Source organism: Pontibacter roseus DSM 17521, from assembly GCF_000373265.1.
Classification (GTDB): domain Bacteria; phylum Bacteroidota; class Bacteroidia; order Cytophagales; family Hymenobacteraceae; genus Pontibacter; species Pontibacter roseus.
Map to the genome: position 1 here is coordinate 1,013,914 of NZ_KB890761.1, position 15,883 is coordinate 1,029,796.

Genomic DNA, 15,883 nt, shown 5'->3' on the forward strand with positions numbered 1-15,883 from the left:
TTATTAACTTGCAGCGTACCATATACACTTAAAAGATAAAGCGTATGAAATTCGGAACAAAAGCTATACATGCTGGCATAGAGCCGGACCCAACCACAGGCGCCATCATGACGCCCATTTACCAGACTTCCACCTACGTGCAACGTTCGCCTGGCGACCACAAAGGGTATGAATACTCGCGCACGCACAACCCCACCCGCACCGCGCTGCAGAATGCGCTGGCGGAGTTGGAGAACGGCAAGCATGGCCTTTGCTTCGCCTCTGGTATGGCGGCCATCGATGCCATCATCAAGATGCTGAAGCCAGGGGACGAGGTGATTTCGACCAATGACCTGTACGGCGGCAGCTACCGCATCTTCACCAAGATTTTCGCCAACTACGGCCTCAAATTCCACTTCACCGACATGAGCGACCTGAGCAAGGTGGAGGCGCTGGTGAACGAGAACACCCGCATGATTTGGGTGGAGACGCCCACCAACCCGCTGCTCAACATCATCGACATCAAAGGCTGCGCGGCCATCGCCAAAAAGCACAACCTGCTGCTGGTGGCCGACAACACCTTCGCCACGCCATACCTGCAAACGCCCCTTGACCTGGGCGCAGACATTGTGATGCACTCGCTTACCAAGTACATGGCCGGTCACTCCGATGTGGTGATGGGTGCCGTGGTGGTGAAAGACGACGAACTGCATGAGAAATTGGCTTTTATCCAGAATGCCTGCGGTGGCACGCCGGGTCCGCAGGATTGCTTCCTGGTACTACGCGGCATCAAGACGCTGCACATCCGCATGGAGCGTCACTGCGAGAACGGCCGTGCTGTGGCCCAATACCTCAAGAACCACGACAAGGTAGAGAAGGTGTTCTGGCCTGGTCTGGAGGACCACCCGAACCACCAGGTGGCCAAGGAGCAGATGCGCTCTTACGGCGGTATGATTTCTTTTGTGCTGAAAGGCGATAGGATGGAGGATGCCATTCAGGTGCTGGAGCGTTTCAAGTACTTCTCCTTGGCGGAATCGCTGGGCGGTGTGGAGTCGCTGTGCGGGCACCCGGCTTCTATGACGCATGCCAGCATACCGGGCGCAGAGCGTCTGAAAGCAGGCTTGAGCGATTCGCTGATTCGCCTAAGTGTAGGTATAGAAGACATCGAAGACCTGCTGGCTGACCTGGAGCAGGCCATCGGTTAGGGTTTTCAGTAAGCTTACATATTATAGCCGTCCCGTTGGCAAGCGGGGCGGCTATTTGCGTATAGGCATCAGATTTCGTATATTAGAACAATGGACAAAGAGCAGGTACTTTTCAGGGAGCGGCAGCGGTTCACGCAGTTCTGGCTGTGGGCGCTGCTGCTGGGTCTGGCAGCCATCATGCTGGCAGGTTTTGTGTACCAGGTCCTGTTGGGTGGTACCTTCGGCAGCCGGCCCGTGTCGGATGTGCCGCTGAGCATAATGGCGGCCCTGATAGGCTTCGGGCTTCCTTTTTTCTTTTACTGGATGTCTTTGACTACCGAGGTGCGGGCAGGTGTGTTGAGCGTGCGATTTGCGCCTTTCCATCTCAAACCGGTGCGCTTCCCGCTGCACCTCGTCCGGAACTACGAGAAAACTACTTACAATCCCATCAGGGACTATGGAGGCTGGGGTATACGCTGGGGCGACAAAGGCAAGGCCTACAGCACGTCAGGCTCTGAAGGCATTCTGCTTCACTTTTACAACCAAAAGCCGCTCCTGATTGGCTCTCACCGCCCGCATGAGCTGCTGGAGGCCATTGAGCGGGCAAAGGAACTGGGCAAAGGTATAGAGGTATAGCTGCCCTCAGGTATAGGCATAAACAGAAAGGCCGGTGCTCTTTTAGAGAGCACCGGCCTTTCTGTTTCAGGTATAGGGATTACTTCTGTGACTGAATGCCCAGGATTTTGTAAATCTCGGTGAAGTCCGGGGTCAGGATGATTTCCGTGCGGCGGTTCTTAGCCTTGGCGGCGGGGGTACGGCCTGTGTCCACTGGCTGGAAGAAGGCGCGGCCGGCCGGAGTAACTCTGTCTGGAGAGAGGCCGCGCTGCGTCATCAGGCGCGTGATTTCAGTGGCGCGCAGCACGCTCAGGTCCCAGTTGTCGGCTATGTTCTTGGTGCCGGCGAGCACTTCCACGTCATCGGTGTGGCCTTCTACCATCACGCCCACGCTCTGGTTCTTCTTCAGCACGTCCACCAATTGGTCGAGTGCCTCCTTGCCTTTTGCGTTCACTTTGGTGCTGCCCGTCGCGAAAAGAAGCTTGTCTGACATGGACACGTATACCTTGCCATCTTTGATGTTCACGCTCAGGTCGCCCTGGTTGAAGCCGGCAAGGGCGTTGTTCACCTCGGTGCGCAGGTCATCCAGGATTTTCTGCTGCTCGTTCATGGCACGCTCCATCTCGGCAAGCTTCTGCTCGCGTTGCTTCAGGGTGTTGCTCAGTTCGTTCACTTTGTCGCGGCTGGCTGCCTGCTCACGCTCCAGGGCGTCTTTGCTCGCCTTCAGCTCGTCGTATTTCTTTGACGACACACAAGAGGACAGCATGGCTGCACACAGCAGCACGGACATGGAGGCTTTGGTGAAGTTGAATTTCATCTGTATGTATTGTTGGTTGGTTACTCGAATGTAAAAACGATAGTAATACTTTTACTTTTGGCAAATATGGTAAAGAACGAACTGCAAACCAAAGCTGGTATAAAATAAGCGCCACAAATGGAGGCTTTTTACAGGTATGGATGGGGCACCAGGAGTAGAGACTCGACCCAAGTGCACTGAAAAAGCGAGAGCGGCGAACCTTGTGCTGGTCCGCCGCTCTCGCTTTGTCTTAGGTATAGCTGTTGCTCCTATTCAGTTCCTTGCACCCATGCCAGGGCCTGGTCCCGGTCTGTGTACTCAAAGTATTTCATCTTGGCTGTCGTGAAGGGGGAGGCCATTACTGTGAGCCAGTCCAGCCACTTCCGGTCGCCCACGATGGCCGCTCTGCTGAAGTCGGCGGCATGCCTGAAATCAAACTTCAGGTCTTCCCACAGTGCCCGCATCGAGAGGTCTTCCACGTCCTGCAGCTCGGCGTACACGCGTATCTTGCCATGCTGCTTTATCTTCTCTTCCAGAATGGGAAGCATAACCTGATAGTCGTGCTTGTCTACGTTCCCTATGAGCCGCATAGCGACCAGGTCATCTTTTGACTCCTCTAACAGCTGTAGCATGGCAAGTCTTTTTTATGGAGTACGTAGCTCCGCTGCCTGCGTTTTGGCTAATGCGTTTACAGACAGACGCCTATACCTTAATTTGTACCGATTTGCTCACGACCACCCGCTATACGCTGCAGTTCCTGCAGCAGGGCCTCGCGGCAGGTAAGCGTTTTGCCGTCCGGAAACCGGATGCTGTAGGGCGTGCCGGACGAGGATTCGGAAGCCAGTTTCAAGACGAAGCCTTCAGCCGTCTTCACGCGCGCGCCGTGCTTCTGCCACTTTGACTGCAGGTGGCTGGCAGCCTGTTCGGGTTTGTATTCGCTGTTGTTCCGGATAAATATGGCTCCCTCCAGGGAGCGCAGGTATGCAATGAGCCTGTCTACTTTCTGCTCTTCGGAGATGGTGCCATGGGAGTTGGCGGTACGAACAATCGCCTGTGCAACCGCCTGTTGGGCCACGCCCTGAACAGAGGAAAAAGCAATCGCCAGTATCAAAATCTTATGCATGAGTTTGTACTTCTTTATTTTGAATGATTTGCTGAAAACGCGCCATATATTTGCTCTTCCGGCGCACTTAATTTTAAGACAAAACGTTAAGGTCACAGCAAAAGCTATACCTTTTCTGCCGCTGTAACGGCAAAAACGCCTTGTATGAAAATAATTCTACCCCTTTTAATGACGACACTGCTGGTGTGCCAGCAGGCCTTCGCCCAGCAGAACATTGAGACTCGGCTGGGCTATAGTTACAACGATAAATTTGAATTTTCGGATGAATGGCAGTATTTGTCCACAGACATTTACCTGTTCAATGGCGGCAAGTTCAACCGGGTGCTGAACGAGCTGGAGTCCGGCGCGAAGAAGAAGGATAAGAAGCGCTACGCCCACGAGTTGGAGTACCTGTTCATCACGGCCCAGCTCAAAAACCTGAAGCTGTTCGGCAACGACCAAATCGTATACCCGCTCTACAACTTCTACATCAACAAAGACAAAGCCGACTATCATACCCAGGTGAGCGACCATCTGGAAGTGGTGCGCATCATCGATAAGATGCCGCTCACCTCTGCCCAAAACAGCATCGATGCCGCCATCAATGCCAAGGCCGTCACCAACCAGGACGGGGACCAGGTGTTCAATCTGGTGGCCAACCAGCTGATGAACCTGTCTAACCTGAGCAACCCTTCGGTGGCTGTTATGTCGCTGGTGGGGGAGTTCGGCAACCTGCTCAGCTCGCGCACCAAAAAGAAAGAGTACAAGTTCAGCTCCACCATACGCCTCTACGAAGGGCAGGACTTCGACACGCGCCTGCATTCAGTCAAAATCTACGTGTTCGTGCCCGGCGACATCAAGACCGTCATCATCAGGACTTCGCGGCTGGCAGATTACTTGGCCAAGAACTCAAGCAAGCTGGACCGGAAGCAACTGGAGGAGGTGATAGGCTACAAAGACTATCCTTATATGGTGGTGGCCAACTACAAGTCCCTCTACCGGGTGGACGTGGTGACCGGGGACGAGGTGACGCTGGACCTGATTGAGAAGCGCAAACAGAAGATACAGACCGCCTATGACTCTAAACTGATGAACGACGAGACGTTCCGGCAGGAGAAGCTATATGTAGAGTTCCTGCGCATTTTCGCGGAGATGAAGCAGAACTTGAACGCCTACCGCCTCAACTACCGCAACAACAGCCCCGAGATTAACGCCAAGAACCTGTTTGGCATCATGCAGGAGTACAAGCGGCTCAAAACCGCCTTTGACGCCCGCGAACAGGAGTTTGAGAAGAACACCACCTACAAGAATATCTTCCGGTCCGAGTATGAATCCATCCTGGCCAATGCCGACCTATACCTGGAGGCGGACCACAACCTGAAGAACGGCAAGGTGCTGGTGAACACGCTGCGCGAGCTAGAGAACAACCCCAAGGCATGGGACACCCCACCCAAGCGGGAGGCAGCCCTGGCCAAGCTGTCGGCGGTGGAACTGCCCCGGGCGGAATACCTCTCGGCATCGGTAGAGGGCGAGTCCATCGTGCGCCTGACCAAACGGCTGGAGGACATGCAGTATCGGGAGGTTTTTGAGGCGGAGGTAAAAAAACTGGCTGACACCCAGGCATCGGACGAAACCATCCCACTGCGCAATGCCCTGCAGGACAAAGCCAACACCAGCAACTGCCTAAGCTGCCGCGAAAAGGTGAAAGAGGCGGTGAACGAGTACAACAAGCGCTATGAGAGCTCCCGGGTAAGGGAGGAAATAAGTGAAACGGCCAAGCTGCGCAGTGCCGCCGAGCAGCAGGTGCTCCAGCACCTGCGTGGGCAATTGTGCCTCCAAAGCAACCTGCAGGCCATAGCCGTCGCCAGCTCCGACGACAGCATGAACCAGTACTACGCCAAGTTGGGAGAGAAGAGCAGGGCTTTTGCGGATACCATCAAAGCCCTGGACAAGCTGGTGAAGAGCGAGCCTGAAGCAGCCAAGCTACAGCAGGTGCAGCAGTACAACAAGCACTTGAAAAGCCTGATGCAGGAAGTGGAGCAGCACCACGACACGCTTTGTAAACTGGACAAGAAGCTCTGCGACTGCGAGTAACACGCTGACAACATTCCATTTGGCTAAGCCGTTTGCAAGAGCCTATGGAAGACTTCTTTAACAATCTGCTAGGTATACACGAAGACACACTCAACTGGTGGCAGATGTCGGCCAGGGCGGTGCTGGTTTTCATTGCAGCCTTGCTCATCATGCGGATTGGGAATAATCGCATCTTTGGCAAGCACACGGCTTTTGATATTGTTTTGGGTATTATCTATGGCTCCATCCTGAGCCGCGCCATCACAGGCAACTCACCTTTGTGGCCCACGCTCTTCGCCTCGTTTGTGCTGGTGCTGCTGCACCGGTTCCTGGCGTTCCTATCCTACAGCACATCGGGTTATTTTGGCAATTTCATAAAGGGCACCTCCACCATGCTGGTCAAGGAAGGGAAGCTGCAGGAAGACGAAATCAAAAGACTGAGCCTGACGGAGAATGACTTGCAGGAGGCGATGCGAAAGGGAGGCGTGACAAGTATAGACCAGATTGAGTACGCCTGCCTGGAGCGCAGCGGAGACATCACCATCATCAAGAAGAATTAGGAAACGGCATGAAAAAGGCGCGGCCTCTCCCGGTTAGGAGAGGCCGCGCCTTTTTAAGGTATAGCAGGCCTACATTAGGCCATCTGTGCGTCCAACTTACCAGCCAGTACGTTTTTAGGCACAGCGCCTACCTGCTTGTCCACTACCTGTCCGTTCTTGAAAACGAGCAGCGTCGGGATGCTGCGGATGCCGAACTTGGCAGACGTCTGCGGGTTGGCGTCTACGTCCACTTTGCCTATAACGGCCTTGCCTTCATACTCACCGGCCAGTTCTTCTACGATAGGGCCTACCATGCGGCAAGGGCCGCACCACTCTGCCCAAAAGTCTACCAGCACGGGTTTATCTGAATTGATGATTTCATCAAAATTAGAGTCAGTGATTTCTAATGCTTTGTTAGCCATAACTTTAACGTTTTGTTGGTTAAATTCTGTGTATTAAATATAGTAACAATAAAGAGCTTGTCAAATTTAAGCCCAAACTCTCCTTGCCTGACATGCTGTCCTGTCTGACGGGGCAGCCCATTGCCTATTTCGAACTTATACTTACGGCAATTGCTTGGGTAAGGTCTATTCATTTGTATAAACAAATGTTGCTGATAAAAGTTGCAAATGCAAGCGTTTGGGTAAAAATGGGAAAGGGTATGCCACTACTGCAGCATACCCTTTCTATACCTGAAGAGATGAAAAAATCATTTTGGGATTTTCCTATCTTCAAATTTGCAAATCTATCAAATCAGCTTACACTCGCCCAATCCCATCCCTTTTATCTGCTCCAGAAACGCCTTCGGGTCAATCCTGTACTTGCGGGAGTAAGTCGGCAGCGCCAGTTTCTCGTCCGGTACGTGCAGCGTTATCTCCAGGCGCTTCTGGCCTGGGCTGGTCATAATGGCATTCTCCAACGACTCCGCCAGGTTAGGAGTGAAGTGCTGCAGGTTGATGTTGATGTGAACGCCCTGTGCCATTTTGTCGGTGATATCGCCGAGCAGCTGGATGTTGGTTGGCTTCAGTTCCCACTGGTCCTCGGTGCGGTAACGCAGCTGCACCTTGCCCCGGATGAAGAGGTATAGCCCCGTCTTCAGGTAGGGTGAGAACTTTACGTAATCCTCTCCGAACAGCGCCATCTGCATGGTGGAGTCATAGTCCTCGATGGAAAACAGGGCGAATGGGTTGCCGTTCTTCGCCGTCCGGATGACTACTTCCGACACCATACCTGCCACGTTGACATCGCGGTTCTTGTACTCGGTGATGTTGTCGAGGGAGCAGGTGCAGTAGGAGTCAATCTCCAGCTTGAACTGATCGAGCGGGTGGCCAGAGATGTAGAAGCCCACCACCTCTTTCTCACGGCGCAGCATTTCGGCCTGCGTCCACGGTTGCACCTCCGGTATCTTCGGCAGCGGGGCGGCCACAGCGGCACTTCCCCCAAACAGTGACTGCTGCGCGGCCTGCTGCTCTGCCTGGTAGCTGTTGCCATACCTGACAGCCTTCTCCAACAGGCTCATGTTCTCGGTTTCCGGTATCTCCATAAGTTGGGCGCGGTGGTATAGCCCCCAAGAGTCGAAGGCGCCGGCCAGGGCCATGCTTTCAAACGTCTTCTTGTTCACGGCACGCAGGTTGATGCGCTTCGAGAAGTCAAAGATATCCTGGTATATACCGTTCTTTTCTCTCTCTGTGATGATGGCTTCGACGGCGGCTTCACCGGTGCCTTTTATCGCACCCAGGCCAAAGCGTATCTGCCCCTGCTCGTTCACGTTGAACTTGAGTATAGACTCGTTCACATCCGGACCCAATACGGGCACCCCTTGCTTGCGCGCCTCCTCAATAAAGAACGTCACCTTCTTGATGTCGTTCATGTTGTTAGTGAGCACGGCGGCCATGTACTCAGCAGGGTAGTGGGCCTTGAGGTAACCCGTCTGGTAGGCGACTACAGAGTAAGCGGCGGAGTGGGAGCGGTTGAAGCCGTACTGGGCGAACTTCTCCATCACGTCGAACACCTCAGAGGCCTTCTTGGCTGGGATTTTATGGATTTCAGAGGCTCCAGCAATGAATTTCTCCCGCTCCTCGGCCATCTTCTTCATGTCCTTCTTACCCATGGCGCGGCGCAGCAAGTCGGCACCTCCCAGTGAGTAACCGGCCAGAATCTGGGCCGTCTGCATAATCTGCTCCTGGTACACCATGATGCCGTAGGAGTAGTTGAGGATAGGTTCCAGCAGCTCGTGCGGGTATTCCACCTCTTCGCGTCCGTGCTTCCGGTTGATGAAGTTCGGGATGAACTGCATCGGGCCCGGACGGTACAGAGCGTTCATGGCAATCAGGTCTTCAATGTTGGTAGGCTGCAGGTCCTTGAGGTACATGCGCATACCTTCCGACTCGAACTGGAACGTACCGATGGTGTCACCACGCTGGTAGAGCTGGTACGTCTTCTCGTCGTCAATCGGAATTTCGTCTATGTCAATCTCAACGCCGTGGTTTTTCTTGATGAGCTCCAGCGCATCTTTGATGATGGTCAGGGTTTTCAGACCCAAAAAGTCCATCTTGAGCATGCCGGCGCTCTCAATCACCTTGCCATCGAACTGCGTCACGAGCAGGTCGGAGTCTTTGGAAGTAGAGACCGGTATGTAATTGGTGATGTCGTCCGGTGCGATGATGACGCCGGCGGCGTGTATACCTGTGTTACGGACAGAACCTTCCAGTTTCTCAGCTAGCTTGAGTACAGCGGCGCGTGCATCGTCTCCTTCGCGTATGGCAGCCAGTTCCAGGTTCTCCATAAAGGCCTTGGCCAGCGTGGTGCCTGGTGTGTCGGGTACCATTTTGGCTAGTTCGTTTGCTTCTGCGAGCGGCAGGGAGGTAGACCGGGCCACGTCTTTGATAGACGATTTGGCCGCCATGGTACCGAAGGTGATAATCTGGGCCACCTGCGTCTTGCCATACTTATCCACCACGTAGTCAATCACGCGCTGGCGGTTCACGTCGTCAAAGTCAATGTCAATATCGGGCATGGACACACGCTCCGGGTTCAGGAATCGCTCGAACAGCAGGTTGTACTTGATGGGGTCGATGTTCGTGATACCGATGCAGTAGGCCACCGCCGATCCGGCCGCCGAACCACGACCCGGGCCCACAAACACGCCCATGTCACGGCCGCGGTTGATGAAGTCCTGCACGATGAGGAAGTAGCCGGCAAAGCCCATCGTCTGCACGATGCGCAGTTCGTAGTCGAGGCGTTCCTCAATCTCAGGGGTGATGTCGGTATAACGCTTCTTGGCACCCACATACGTCAGGTGACGCAGGTAGGCATCGGCGTCGGCATGCTCTGGCGGAATCGGGAAATTGGGCAGCAGGATGTCGCGCTTCAGTTTGGGAGGCGTTATCTTGTCTACGATTTCGTTGGTGTTGTCCACAGCCTCAGGCACGTCCCGGAACAGCTGGTTCATCTCGGCCTGCGTCTTGAAATAGAACTGGTCGTTGGGAAAGCCGAAGCGTGTTCTGGGGCCTGCCTCATCGATGCGCTGCAGCATCTGGCGGATACCGGCCTGGTTGCTATACTTCTGGCGCACGTTGTCCACGGTGTCGTAAATCACCTTTTGGTCATCGGACAGGAAACGGTAGTAGCGCGTCTGGAAGTCACCTACGGGGGTACTTTGGTCCTCGCCGGTGTTCACGCACAGCAGGATGTCGTGCGCGTTCCAGTCTTCCTGGTCCACGTAGTGGGAGTCGTTGGTGCAGATGACCTTCACGTTGTATTTCTTCGCCCACTTCAGCAGCACCTGGTTGATGTCTTCTTGGCTCTTGCCGGTGCCGTCGATGTTCTGCAGGCCGTGGCGCTGAATTTCGATGTAATAATCCTCTCCGAACACATCCAGCCACCACTTGAAAATATCCTCGGCCTCTTCCTCGCTCTTCCACAAGATGGCCTGCGGCACCTCGGCACCGATGCAGCAACTGGTGGCAATCAGGCCTTTGCTATACCTGAGCAACAACTCTTTGTCGATGCGCGGCCACTTGCTGTACACCCCTTCGATGTAAGAGAGCGAGCAGAGCTTGGCCAGGTTCTGATAGCCTTCCTGGTCCTTGGCGAGCAGCAACTGGTGGTGGCGCACGTCCTTCTGCTCTTTGCTGAAAGTCTTCAGGTGGCGGTCCTTCACAAGGTAAAACTCGCAGCCCACGATTGGCTTCACGTTATACTTGTTAGCCTCCGCTACGAAGTTGAAGGCGGCGAACATGTTACCGTGGTCGGTCATGGCCACGGCGGGCATGCCATCGGCCTGCGCCTTTTTCATGAGCGCGCTGATGCTGGCCTGGCCGTCGAGGAGCGAGTACTGGGTATGCGTATGTAAATGCGAAAAAACTGGCATTCAGTGGGATTATGGAGTACGAATGTTGAATTTTAGATGACTCGCAGGACAGGAAAGTCTATACCTGAGAAGTCATTATCGGGATGTTAAAATTACGGAAAATAGAGGCGCTACCCAAAAAAATTAGCTACCCGGAGAACAAAATAGCAGGGACAAAAGTCTCCGGCGCTTCCATTTAATTCGCCCGTCCGAGTGGCCATACGCTCTGGCTGTTCACCTTCCAATGGCAGCACGGGTTGTTGGTATGCTACAGGTATAGAGGCCGGCCTGAGCCCTCAACAGGTATAGCATGTCGCTGCCTGTCTACATGAAGCCATACTATACCTGCTGCGCGAGGCGAGCATCCGGTTTCGAGGCAATAATCCAGTTTCTTATAACTCTGAGGGTGTTGTGGTGCGTAAGCAGTGTTGTTCAGGCAAGGTATAGCAAGAGAGTCAACTATGGCGGAAGAGGTGAAATCAGGAAAGATGGGGGCTATGTTCCGGTCGTTGCGGTCGCGCAACTACCGAATCTTTTTCATGGGGCAGGGCGTTTCGCTTATCGGTACCTGGATGCAGCAAATCGCCATCAGTTGGCTCGTATACCGCCTCACCGACTCCGTGTTCCTGCTCGGGGCCGTCACTTTCGCTAACCAAATCCCCTCTTTCCTGCTAGGCCCCTTTGCCGGGGTGCTGGCCGACAAATTCAATCGCCATCATGTGCTGCTGGTCACCCAGTTCCTGTCGATGCTGCAGGCGGGTACCCTGGCTACATTGGTGCTGACCGGTACTGTGCAGGTATGGCATGTGCTGACGCTGATGGCGGTGCTCGGCACAATCAATGCCTTCGATGTAGCCACCCGCCAGGCGTTTGTGGTACAACTGGTAGATAAGCGCGAAGACATCAGCAACGCCATTGCGCTTAACTCTTCGATGTTCAACATGGCCCGCCTGGTAGGGCCTTCGATAGCAGGGGTGCTGATTGCCTGGGTAGGGGAGGGTGTCTGTATCCTGATTAATGCAGTGAGCTACCTGGCGGTGCTGGCTTCACTCCTGACGCTCCGTCTAACCCCTTTCGTGCGGGAATTTCGGCAGGAGAACGTATGGACCTCTCTCAAGCAGGGCTTTTCCTACGCCTTTGGTTTTCCTCCCATCCGGACGCTTATCCTGATTGTGGGGTTAATCAGCCTGTTTGGGATGCCTTTCAGTGTGATGCTGCCGGTGTTCGCCCGCGACATCCTGCAAGGTGGTGCCAACACGCTGGGCTACCTGATGGGTGCATCGGGGTTGGGGGCTTTGTCGGGGGCGCTGTTCCTGGCGCAGCGTAAATCAGTGCTAGGGCTAGGTAAGGTGATTATTTTCACCATGACATTGTTCGGTACGGCGCTGATGGCCTTCTCTTTTTCCACCGTGCTCTGGCTGTCGCTGGTGCTCATGCTCTTCACAGGCTTTGGCATGATTGTGACAATGGCCTCCTGCAATACTCTGCTGCAAACGCTGGTAGACGAAGACAAGCGGGGCCGCGTGATGAGTCTTTACGCCACTGCCTTCATGGGCATGGCGCCGCTTGGCAGTATACTGGCAAGTACCGTGGCAGAGCAAGTTGGCGTGGCCTATACCTTGCTGGGATGTGGCTTCCTCTGTGCCATCAGTGTCATCCCTTTTGCCCTGAGCCTGAAGCGGCTGCGGGAAATGGTGCAGCCCATTTACCAGCGCCTGGGCATCGTGCCCGAGATTGCGACCGGTCTGCGCACCGCCACCAAACTGACTGCCCCTCCCGGGAAGAGGTGATTTACGGACAAAGGTATTCTCGACAAAAGCGGGTAGAGTTGCCCTTAAACAGGAAGAGCCAGCTGCATGAGCCGGCTCTTCCTGTTTAATTCATTTATCCTGCTTCAGAAAGACAATCTACTTCTTCTTTATCAGCAGTTTTTCGCCTGGTTTTACATTGAAGTCGCCTTTGCTGTTCCACTGCATGATGTCTTTGATGGTGACGCCATACTTGCGGGATATCTGATACATGCTCTCGCCTGTTTCCACGGTATGGTAGGTGCTGGAGCCATTGAAGGTGGTCGCCGGTTTCTCTTCCGGAGTGGCTGGTGTGGTGCTCTTCTGCGTCGCAGGCGCTACCACCCGTAGCTGCTGCCCGATGGACAGGTCGTTCTCCTTCAGGTTATTCCATTCCCGCAGCTCCGCTACCGATACTCCATATTGGCGTGACAACTGGAACAGCGTTTCACTGGGGGCAACGGTATGTATGCCGTTAGTGGCTGATGCGCCTGGTGTGGCCACAGTTTCCTCAGCCGGGGCGGCAGGCACCGTCAAAGGCTCGGCAATGACCAACTCCTGGCCTATTTTGATAGGTGTGTCGCCTAGCTGGTTCCAGGAGGTGATGTCGTGCACCGACACGGCATACAGCCTGGAGATGCTGTAGAGCGTTTCGCCTTGTTTCACCACATGCCGGGCTGGTTTGGTGGCAGGTGTTGTCTGGGGAGCTGCAGTGGCAGAAGCTTCTCTTACCGGAGACGTGGATTCCACAACCAGCAGCTCTGTCTCGAGTTCCTCTTCTTCCTGCGCTGCCCACTCAAAATTCTCTTCTGTTGCTTCAGCCCCCTGTGTAGCAGTAGTGTTGGCTTCTTCAGCCTCAGTGGTTTGCGCTGTGGCAGCTGCTTGTGTCTCTGCTGTTTTCTTGCCCGGGTATAGAATAGCACTGTTGTTCTTCTGCTCGGTAACTGTCGCTTCCGGCTTCGGCTGTTGCTTTTCAGGCTGCACAACTAGCTCCACTATTTTCACCTCTGCAGGACGTTCTTCGGTCAGTGGAGCTTCCGCTACGGCTGCTTCCTCCACGGCAGCCGGTTCAGTGGCAGCGGTTGGTTCTGCCTCTGTCGGCTGCTTTTTGAACCTGCTGAAACTATTGATGAAGCGGGTGAATACATTCTCCTGCTTGGCTCTTGGCTCGGTTGAGTTTGTCTTGGCCGTAGCAGTTGGCTGTGAAGTTCTTGTCTCCTGAACCGGCTTAACAGGCGAAGCGGCTGCCTGGCTAGGCTTCATGTCGCGCACCTCAACCGGCACCTTGGCGGGGCGTCGCTTCTGCAACCACAGCACGCGGCCGGGCACAGGTACCTCTGAGCGCTTCATGCGGTTCTTGAATATCAGGTAATCCATCCGGATGCCATATTGCTGCGAAATGGTTTGCATGGTCTCGCCGGGCTGTACCACATGGTACTCCTTGTCAGCGTTGAGGCGCTTCGGCTCTACGTAATAAGCCGTGCCCTCTGTGATTTTGTCGAAGTTGCGGAGGTCGTTGTAGCGCAAGAACTTGCGGGTGGTGATGCCGGCTTGCATTGCCAATTTATCCTTGGTGTCGCCTTTTCGGGCGATTAGCGCATTGAGGTTGTTCAGGGTCACCATAGACGCCGCGGCACTTGCCTTGCCAGCCATCTGCTTGGTTGGCGTGGGCGTGCTGCTGCTCGATGCTACCAGCGCAGGCTCGGAGTTGCCATGACGAATGGGCAACATCACATAATAGTCTTTATCGGCAGGTATGGAGCTTCCCAAGAGCCACTTGTTATACCTCTCCAGTTCGGAGGGGTCGGTCTGGTGGGCCAGGGCGATATCAGCCAGGCTTTGGCCGGGGGTGGCGCGCAGCTCACGCAGCGACACGACTGGAGGCGAGCTTTTGCCTATGAAGTTGTCATACGCCACTTTGTGCGCCAGGAACGTGAGCAGGTAGGGGTCAGACTTCTCTGTGATGTCCATCCGCTTGCTACCCTTATCTGATTCCTTGGTATAGGCCTTAGCGCCGGTATAGCCGTGGTAGTAGGAGAGCAGCGCGTTGAACCAGTTGTTGTAGTAGTTGTTGCTGCGCTTGAAATACTTGGCTGCCCCGCGGCTGGCTTCTATGATGTGGCGTCGCTCATCCACCACATGGTCCATGCGGAGGTTGAAGTCAGCTGCCGCCTCTTTCTTGAACTGCCAATAACCCACCGCGTTGGAAGTAGACACGGCATCGCCTCTTAGGCCGCTTTCCTGCAGCGCCAGGTACTTGAAATCGTCCGGAACGCCCTCTTCTTTGAAGGTACGCTCTATCAGCGGGAAGTAGGCGTCGGCCAATTCCACTTTCATCTGGAAGAACTTCGGGCTGCGGTGCAGGGCATCCACCTTCTTCTGAATCTCCACCTGCGCCCGGTCAGAGATGCGGAGGTGGATGTCGGCGAAATATAGGTTATTGGGCACTGTCACGCCTTGTGCCAAGGCGAGCAATGGCAGCACGAGCAGGAGGAGGAAGGGTACGGATTTCTTCATAAGCGTAATCGGGTAATGCATGGCTGAAATGTGGAAACAGGCTCTAGTGTCTGTTGAAACAGCTGTTGATAACTTGTTAAAATATAGGCGGTTCCGTATATAGGGAAACACTTGCAAAATTAACGCAATTTGCCGCTTATTCTAAAGCTTAGAACGAAGTTATTTCAGATAAATTTTTTAGCCCGGTGTGGGACGGGCAATATAACAGGCAGGGGCGGCCTGAGAGGTATAGGTATAGCCGCGTGCAGGGCTTTGAGAGGTGCAAAAAGAAAGGCGGCACTAGGGCCGCCCTTCTTTATTTTTTTCTGGCCACCAACAGCCCGTCCCGCACGGGGAGCAGGATGTTCTCCACCCGTTGGTCCTCATGCACCTTGCGGTTGAAGTCCAGTAGGGCAGCGGTGTCTTCATCGAGTCTCTTGCGGTACTTCTCCAGCACCTTGCCGCTCCACAGCACGTTGTCGGCAATGATGTAACCGCCGGAGCGCACTCGGTCTATCACCAGGTCGTAGTAATTGGCATAGTTATACTTGTCGGCATCGATGAACACCAGGTCAAAAGTGGCCTCAATGGTCGGGATGATTTCAAGGGCGTTGCCGATGTAGTACTTGATGCTCTGCGTAAGGCCGGCCTCGGCAATGTAGCCGCGCACCGTCTCCTCCAACTCCTCGTTGATGTCGATGGTGTGCAGTGTGCCATCCTCCTGCAGTCCTTCGGCCAGGCAAAGGGCCGAGTAGCCGGTATAGGTGCCCACTTCCAGTATCTGCTTCGGCCGAATCATGTGGGAGAACATAGACAGCAGCCTGCCCTGCAGATGCCCGGAGAGCATGCGCGGCTTCATCACGTTCAGGTGCGTCTGGCGGCTTATCTTGCGCAGCAGCGTCGACTCCGGCGAGGTATGGTCTTCAGCATAGCGCTGCAGGTCTTCATCCAGGAATTCCAT

At 54.5% G+C, this 15,883-nt stretch carries 12 protein-coding genes; 5 read left to right on the top strand and 7 right to left on the bottom strand.

Annotated elements, in window-relative coordinates; translation table 11 throughout:
* Positions 1 to 44: 44 nt before the first annotated feature.
* Positions 45 to 1,184 carry a cystathionine gamma-synthase gene (locus tag B051_RS0104715; protein WP_018477027.1) on the top strand — a complete coding sequence of 380 codons (1,140 nt, stop codon included), beginning with the start codon at positions 45 to 47 and terminating at the stop codon, positions 1,182 to 1,184.
* A gap of 90 nt (positions 1,185 to 1,274) precedes the next feature.
* Complete coding sequence (locus B051_RS0104720) at positions 1,275 to 1,799, top strand: hypothetical protein (RefSeq protein WP_018477028.1); 525 nt, start codon at positions 1,275 to 1,277, stop codon at positions 1,797 to 1,799.
* A 79-nt stretch (positions 1,800 to 1,878) separates the two neighbouring features.
* Here the strand turns inward: B051_RS0104720 and B051_RS0104725 are convergent, their stop codons facing one another.
* From B051_RS0104725 to B051_RS0104735, 3 genes are all read right to left on the bottom strand, one after another.
* Positions 1,879 to 2,595 carry an OmpA family protein gene (locus B051_RS0104725; protein WP_018477029.1) on the bottom strand — a complete coding sequence of 239 codons (717 nt, stop codon included), beginning with the start codon at positions 2,593 to 2,595 and terminating at the stop codon, positions 1,879 to 1,881.
* Between the two features lie 248 nt (positions 2,596 to 2,843).
* Positions 2,844 to 3,206: a SpoIIAA family protein gene (locus tag B051_RS0104730; protein WP_018477030.1), complete on the bottom strand. Its 363-nt coding sequence runs from the start codon at positions 3,204 to 3,206 to the stop codon at positions 2,844 to 2,846.
* 77 nt (positions 3,207 to 3,283) lie between these two features.
* Positions 3,284 to 3,697, bottom strand: a complete 414-nt coding sequence (locus B051_RS0104735; protein ID WP_018477031.1) for a DUF5329 family protein — start codon at positions 3,695 to 3,697, stop codon at positions 3,284 to 3,286.
* A 144-nt stretch (positions 3,698 to 3,841) separates the two neighbouring features.
* Between B051_RS0104735 and B051_RS0104740 the strand changes: the two genes are divergently transcribed.
* Complete coding sequence (locus B051_RS0104740; protein ID WP_157578499.1) at positions 3,842 to 5,770, top strand: hypothetical protein; 1,929 nt, start codon at positions 3,842 to 3,844, stop codon at positions 5,768 to 5,770.
* A 44-nt stretch (positions 5,771 to 5,814) separates the two neighbouring features.
* The gene (locus B051_RS0104745; protein ID WP_018477033.1) at positions 5,815 to 6,309 is read left to right on the top strand and encodes a DUF421 domain-containing protein; all 495 of its coding nucleotides are present in this window, start codon (positions 5,815 to 5,817) and stop codon (positions 6,307 to 6,309) included.
* Positions 6,310 to 6,383: 74 nt separating this feature from the next.
* Here the strand turns inward: B051_RS0104745 and trxA are convergent, their stop codons facing one another.
* Entirely contained in the window at positions 6,384 to 6,710 is a 327-nt protein-coding gene (trxA, locus tag B051_RS0104750) for a thioredoxin (protein ID WP_018477034.1), read from the bottom strand.
* Positions 6,711 to 7,036: 326 nt separating this feature from the next.
* The gene (dnaE, locus tag B051_RS0104755) at positions 7,037 to 10,660 is read right to left on the bottom strand and encodes a DNA polymerase III subunit alpha (protein ID WP_018477035.1); all 3,624 of its coding nucleotides are present in this window, start codon (positions 10,658 to 10,660) and stop codon (positions 7,037 to 7,039) included.
* A 440-nt stretch (positions 10,661 to 11,100) separates the two neighbouring features.
* Here dnaE and B051_RS0104760 point away from each other — a divergent pair, with 440 nt between their 5' ends.
* Positions 11,101 to 12,429, top strand: a complete 1,329-nt coding sequence (locus B051_RS0104760) for an MFS transporter (protein ID WP_018477036.1) — start codon at positions 11,101 to 11,103, stop codon at positions 12,427 to 12,429.
* 117 nt (positions 12,430 to 12,546) lie between these two features.
* On the opposite strand, the gene B051_RS0104765 is transcribed toward B051_RS0104760, so the two are convergent.
* Together B051_RS0104765 and B051_RS0104770 are read right to left on the bottom strand one after the other, a co-directional pair.
* Positions 12,547 to 14,943, bottom strand: coding sequence for a LysM peptidoglycan-binding domain-containing protein (locus tag B051_RS0104765; RefSeq protein WP_018477037.1), 2,397 nt, complete (start codon positions 14,941 to 14,943; stop codon positions 12,547 to 12,549).
* 295 nt (positions 14,944 to 15,238) lie between these two features.
* Positions 15,239 to 15,883 carry an O-methyltransferase gene (locus tag B051_RS0104770; protein ID WP_018477038.1) on the bottom strand — a complete coding sequence of 215 codons (645 nt, stop codon included), beginning with the start codon at positions 15,881 to 15,883 and terminating at the stop codon, positions 15,239 to 15,241.

Coding starts and splice junctions, on each gene's coding strand:
- B051_RS0104715 (WP_018477027.1), top strand. CDS start 45: ATGAAATTCGGAACAAAAGCTATACATGCTGGCATAGAGCCGGACCCA.
- B051_RS0104720 (WP_018477028.1), top strand. CDS start 1,275: ATGGACAAAGAGCAGGTACTTTTCAGGGAGCGGCAGCGGTTCACGCAG.
- B051_RS0104725 (WP_018477029.1), bottom strand. CDS start 2,595: ATGAAATTCAACTTCACCAAAGCCTCCATGTCCGTGCTGCTGTGTGCA.
- B051_RS0104730 (WP_018477030.1), bottom strand. CDS start 3,206: ATGCTACAGCTGTTAGAGGAGTCAAAAGATGACCTGGTCGCTATGCGG.
- B051_RS0104735 (WP_018477031.1), bottom strand. CDS start 3,697: ATGCATAAGATTTTGATACTGGCGATTGCTTTTTCCTCTGTTCAGGGC.
- B051_RS0104740 (WP_157578499.1), top strand. CDS start 3,842: ATGAAAATAATTCTACCCCTTTTAATGACGACACTGCTGGTGTGCCAG.
- B051_RS0104745 (WP_018477033.1), top strand. CDS start 5,815: ATGGAAGACTTCTTTAACAATCTGCTAGGTATACACGAAGACACACTC.
- trxA (WP_018477034.1), bottom strand. CDS start 6,710: ATGGCTAACAAAGCATTAGAAATCACTGACTCTAATTTTGATGAAATC.
- dnaE (WP_018477035.1), bottom strand. CDS start 10,660: ATGCCAGTTTTTTCGCATTTACATACGCATACCCAGTACTCGCTCCTC.
- B051_RS0104760 (WP_018477036.1), top strand. CDS start 11,101: ATGGCGGAAGAGGTGAAATCAGGAAAGATGGGGGCTATGTTCCGGTCG.
- B051_RS0104765 (WP_018477037.1), bottom strand. CDS start 14,943: ATGAAGAAATCCGTACCCTTCCTCCTCCTGCTCGTGCTGCCATTGCTC.
- B051_RS0104770 (WP_018477038.1), bottom strand. CDS start 15,883: ATGGAATTCCTGGATGAAGACCTGCAGCGCTATGCTGAAGACCATACC.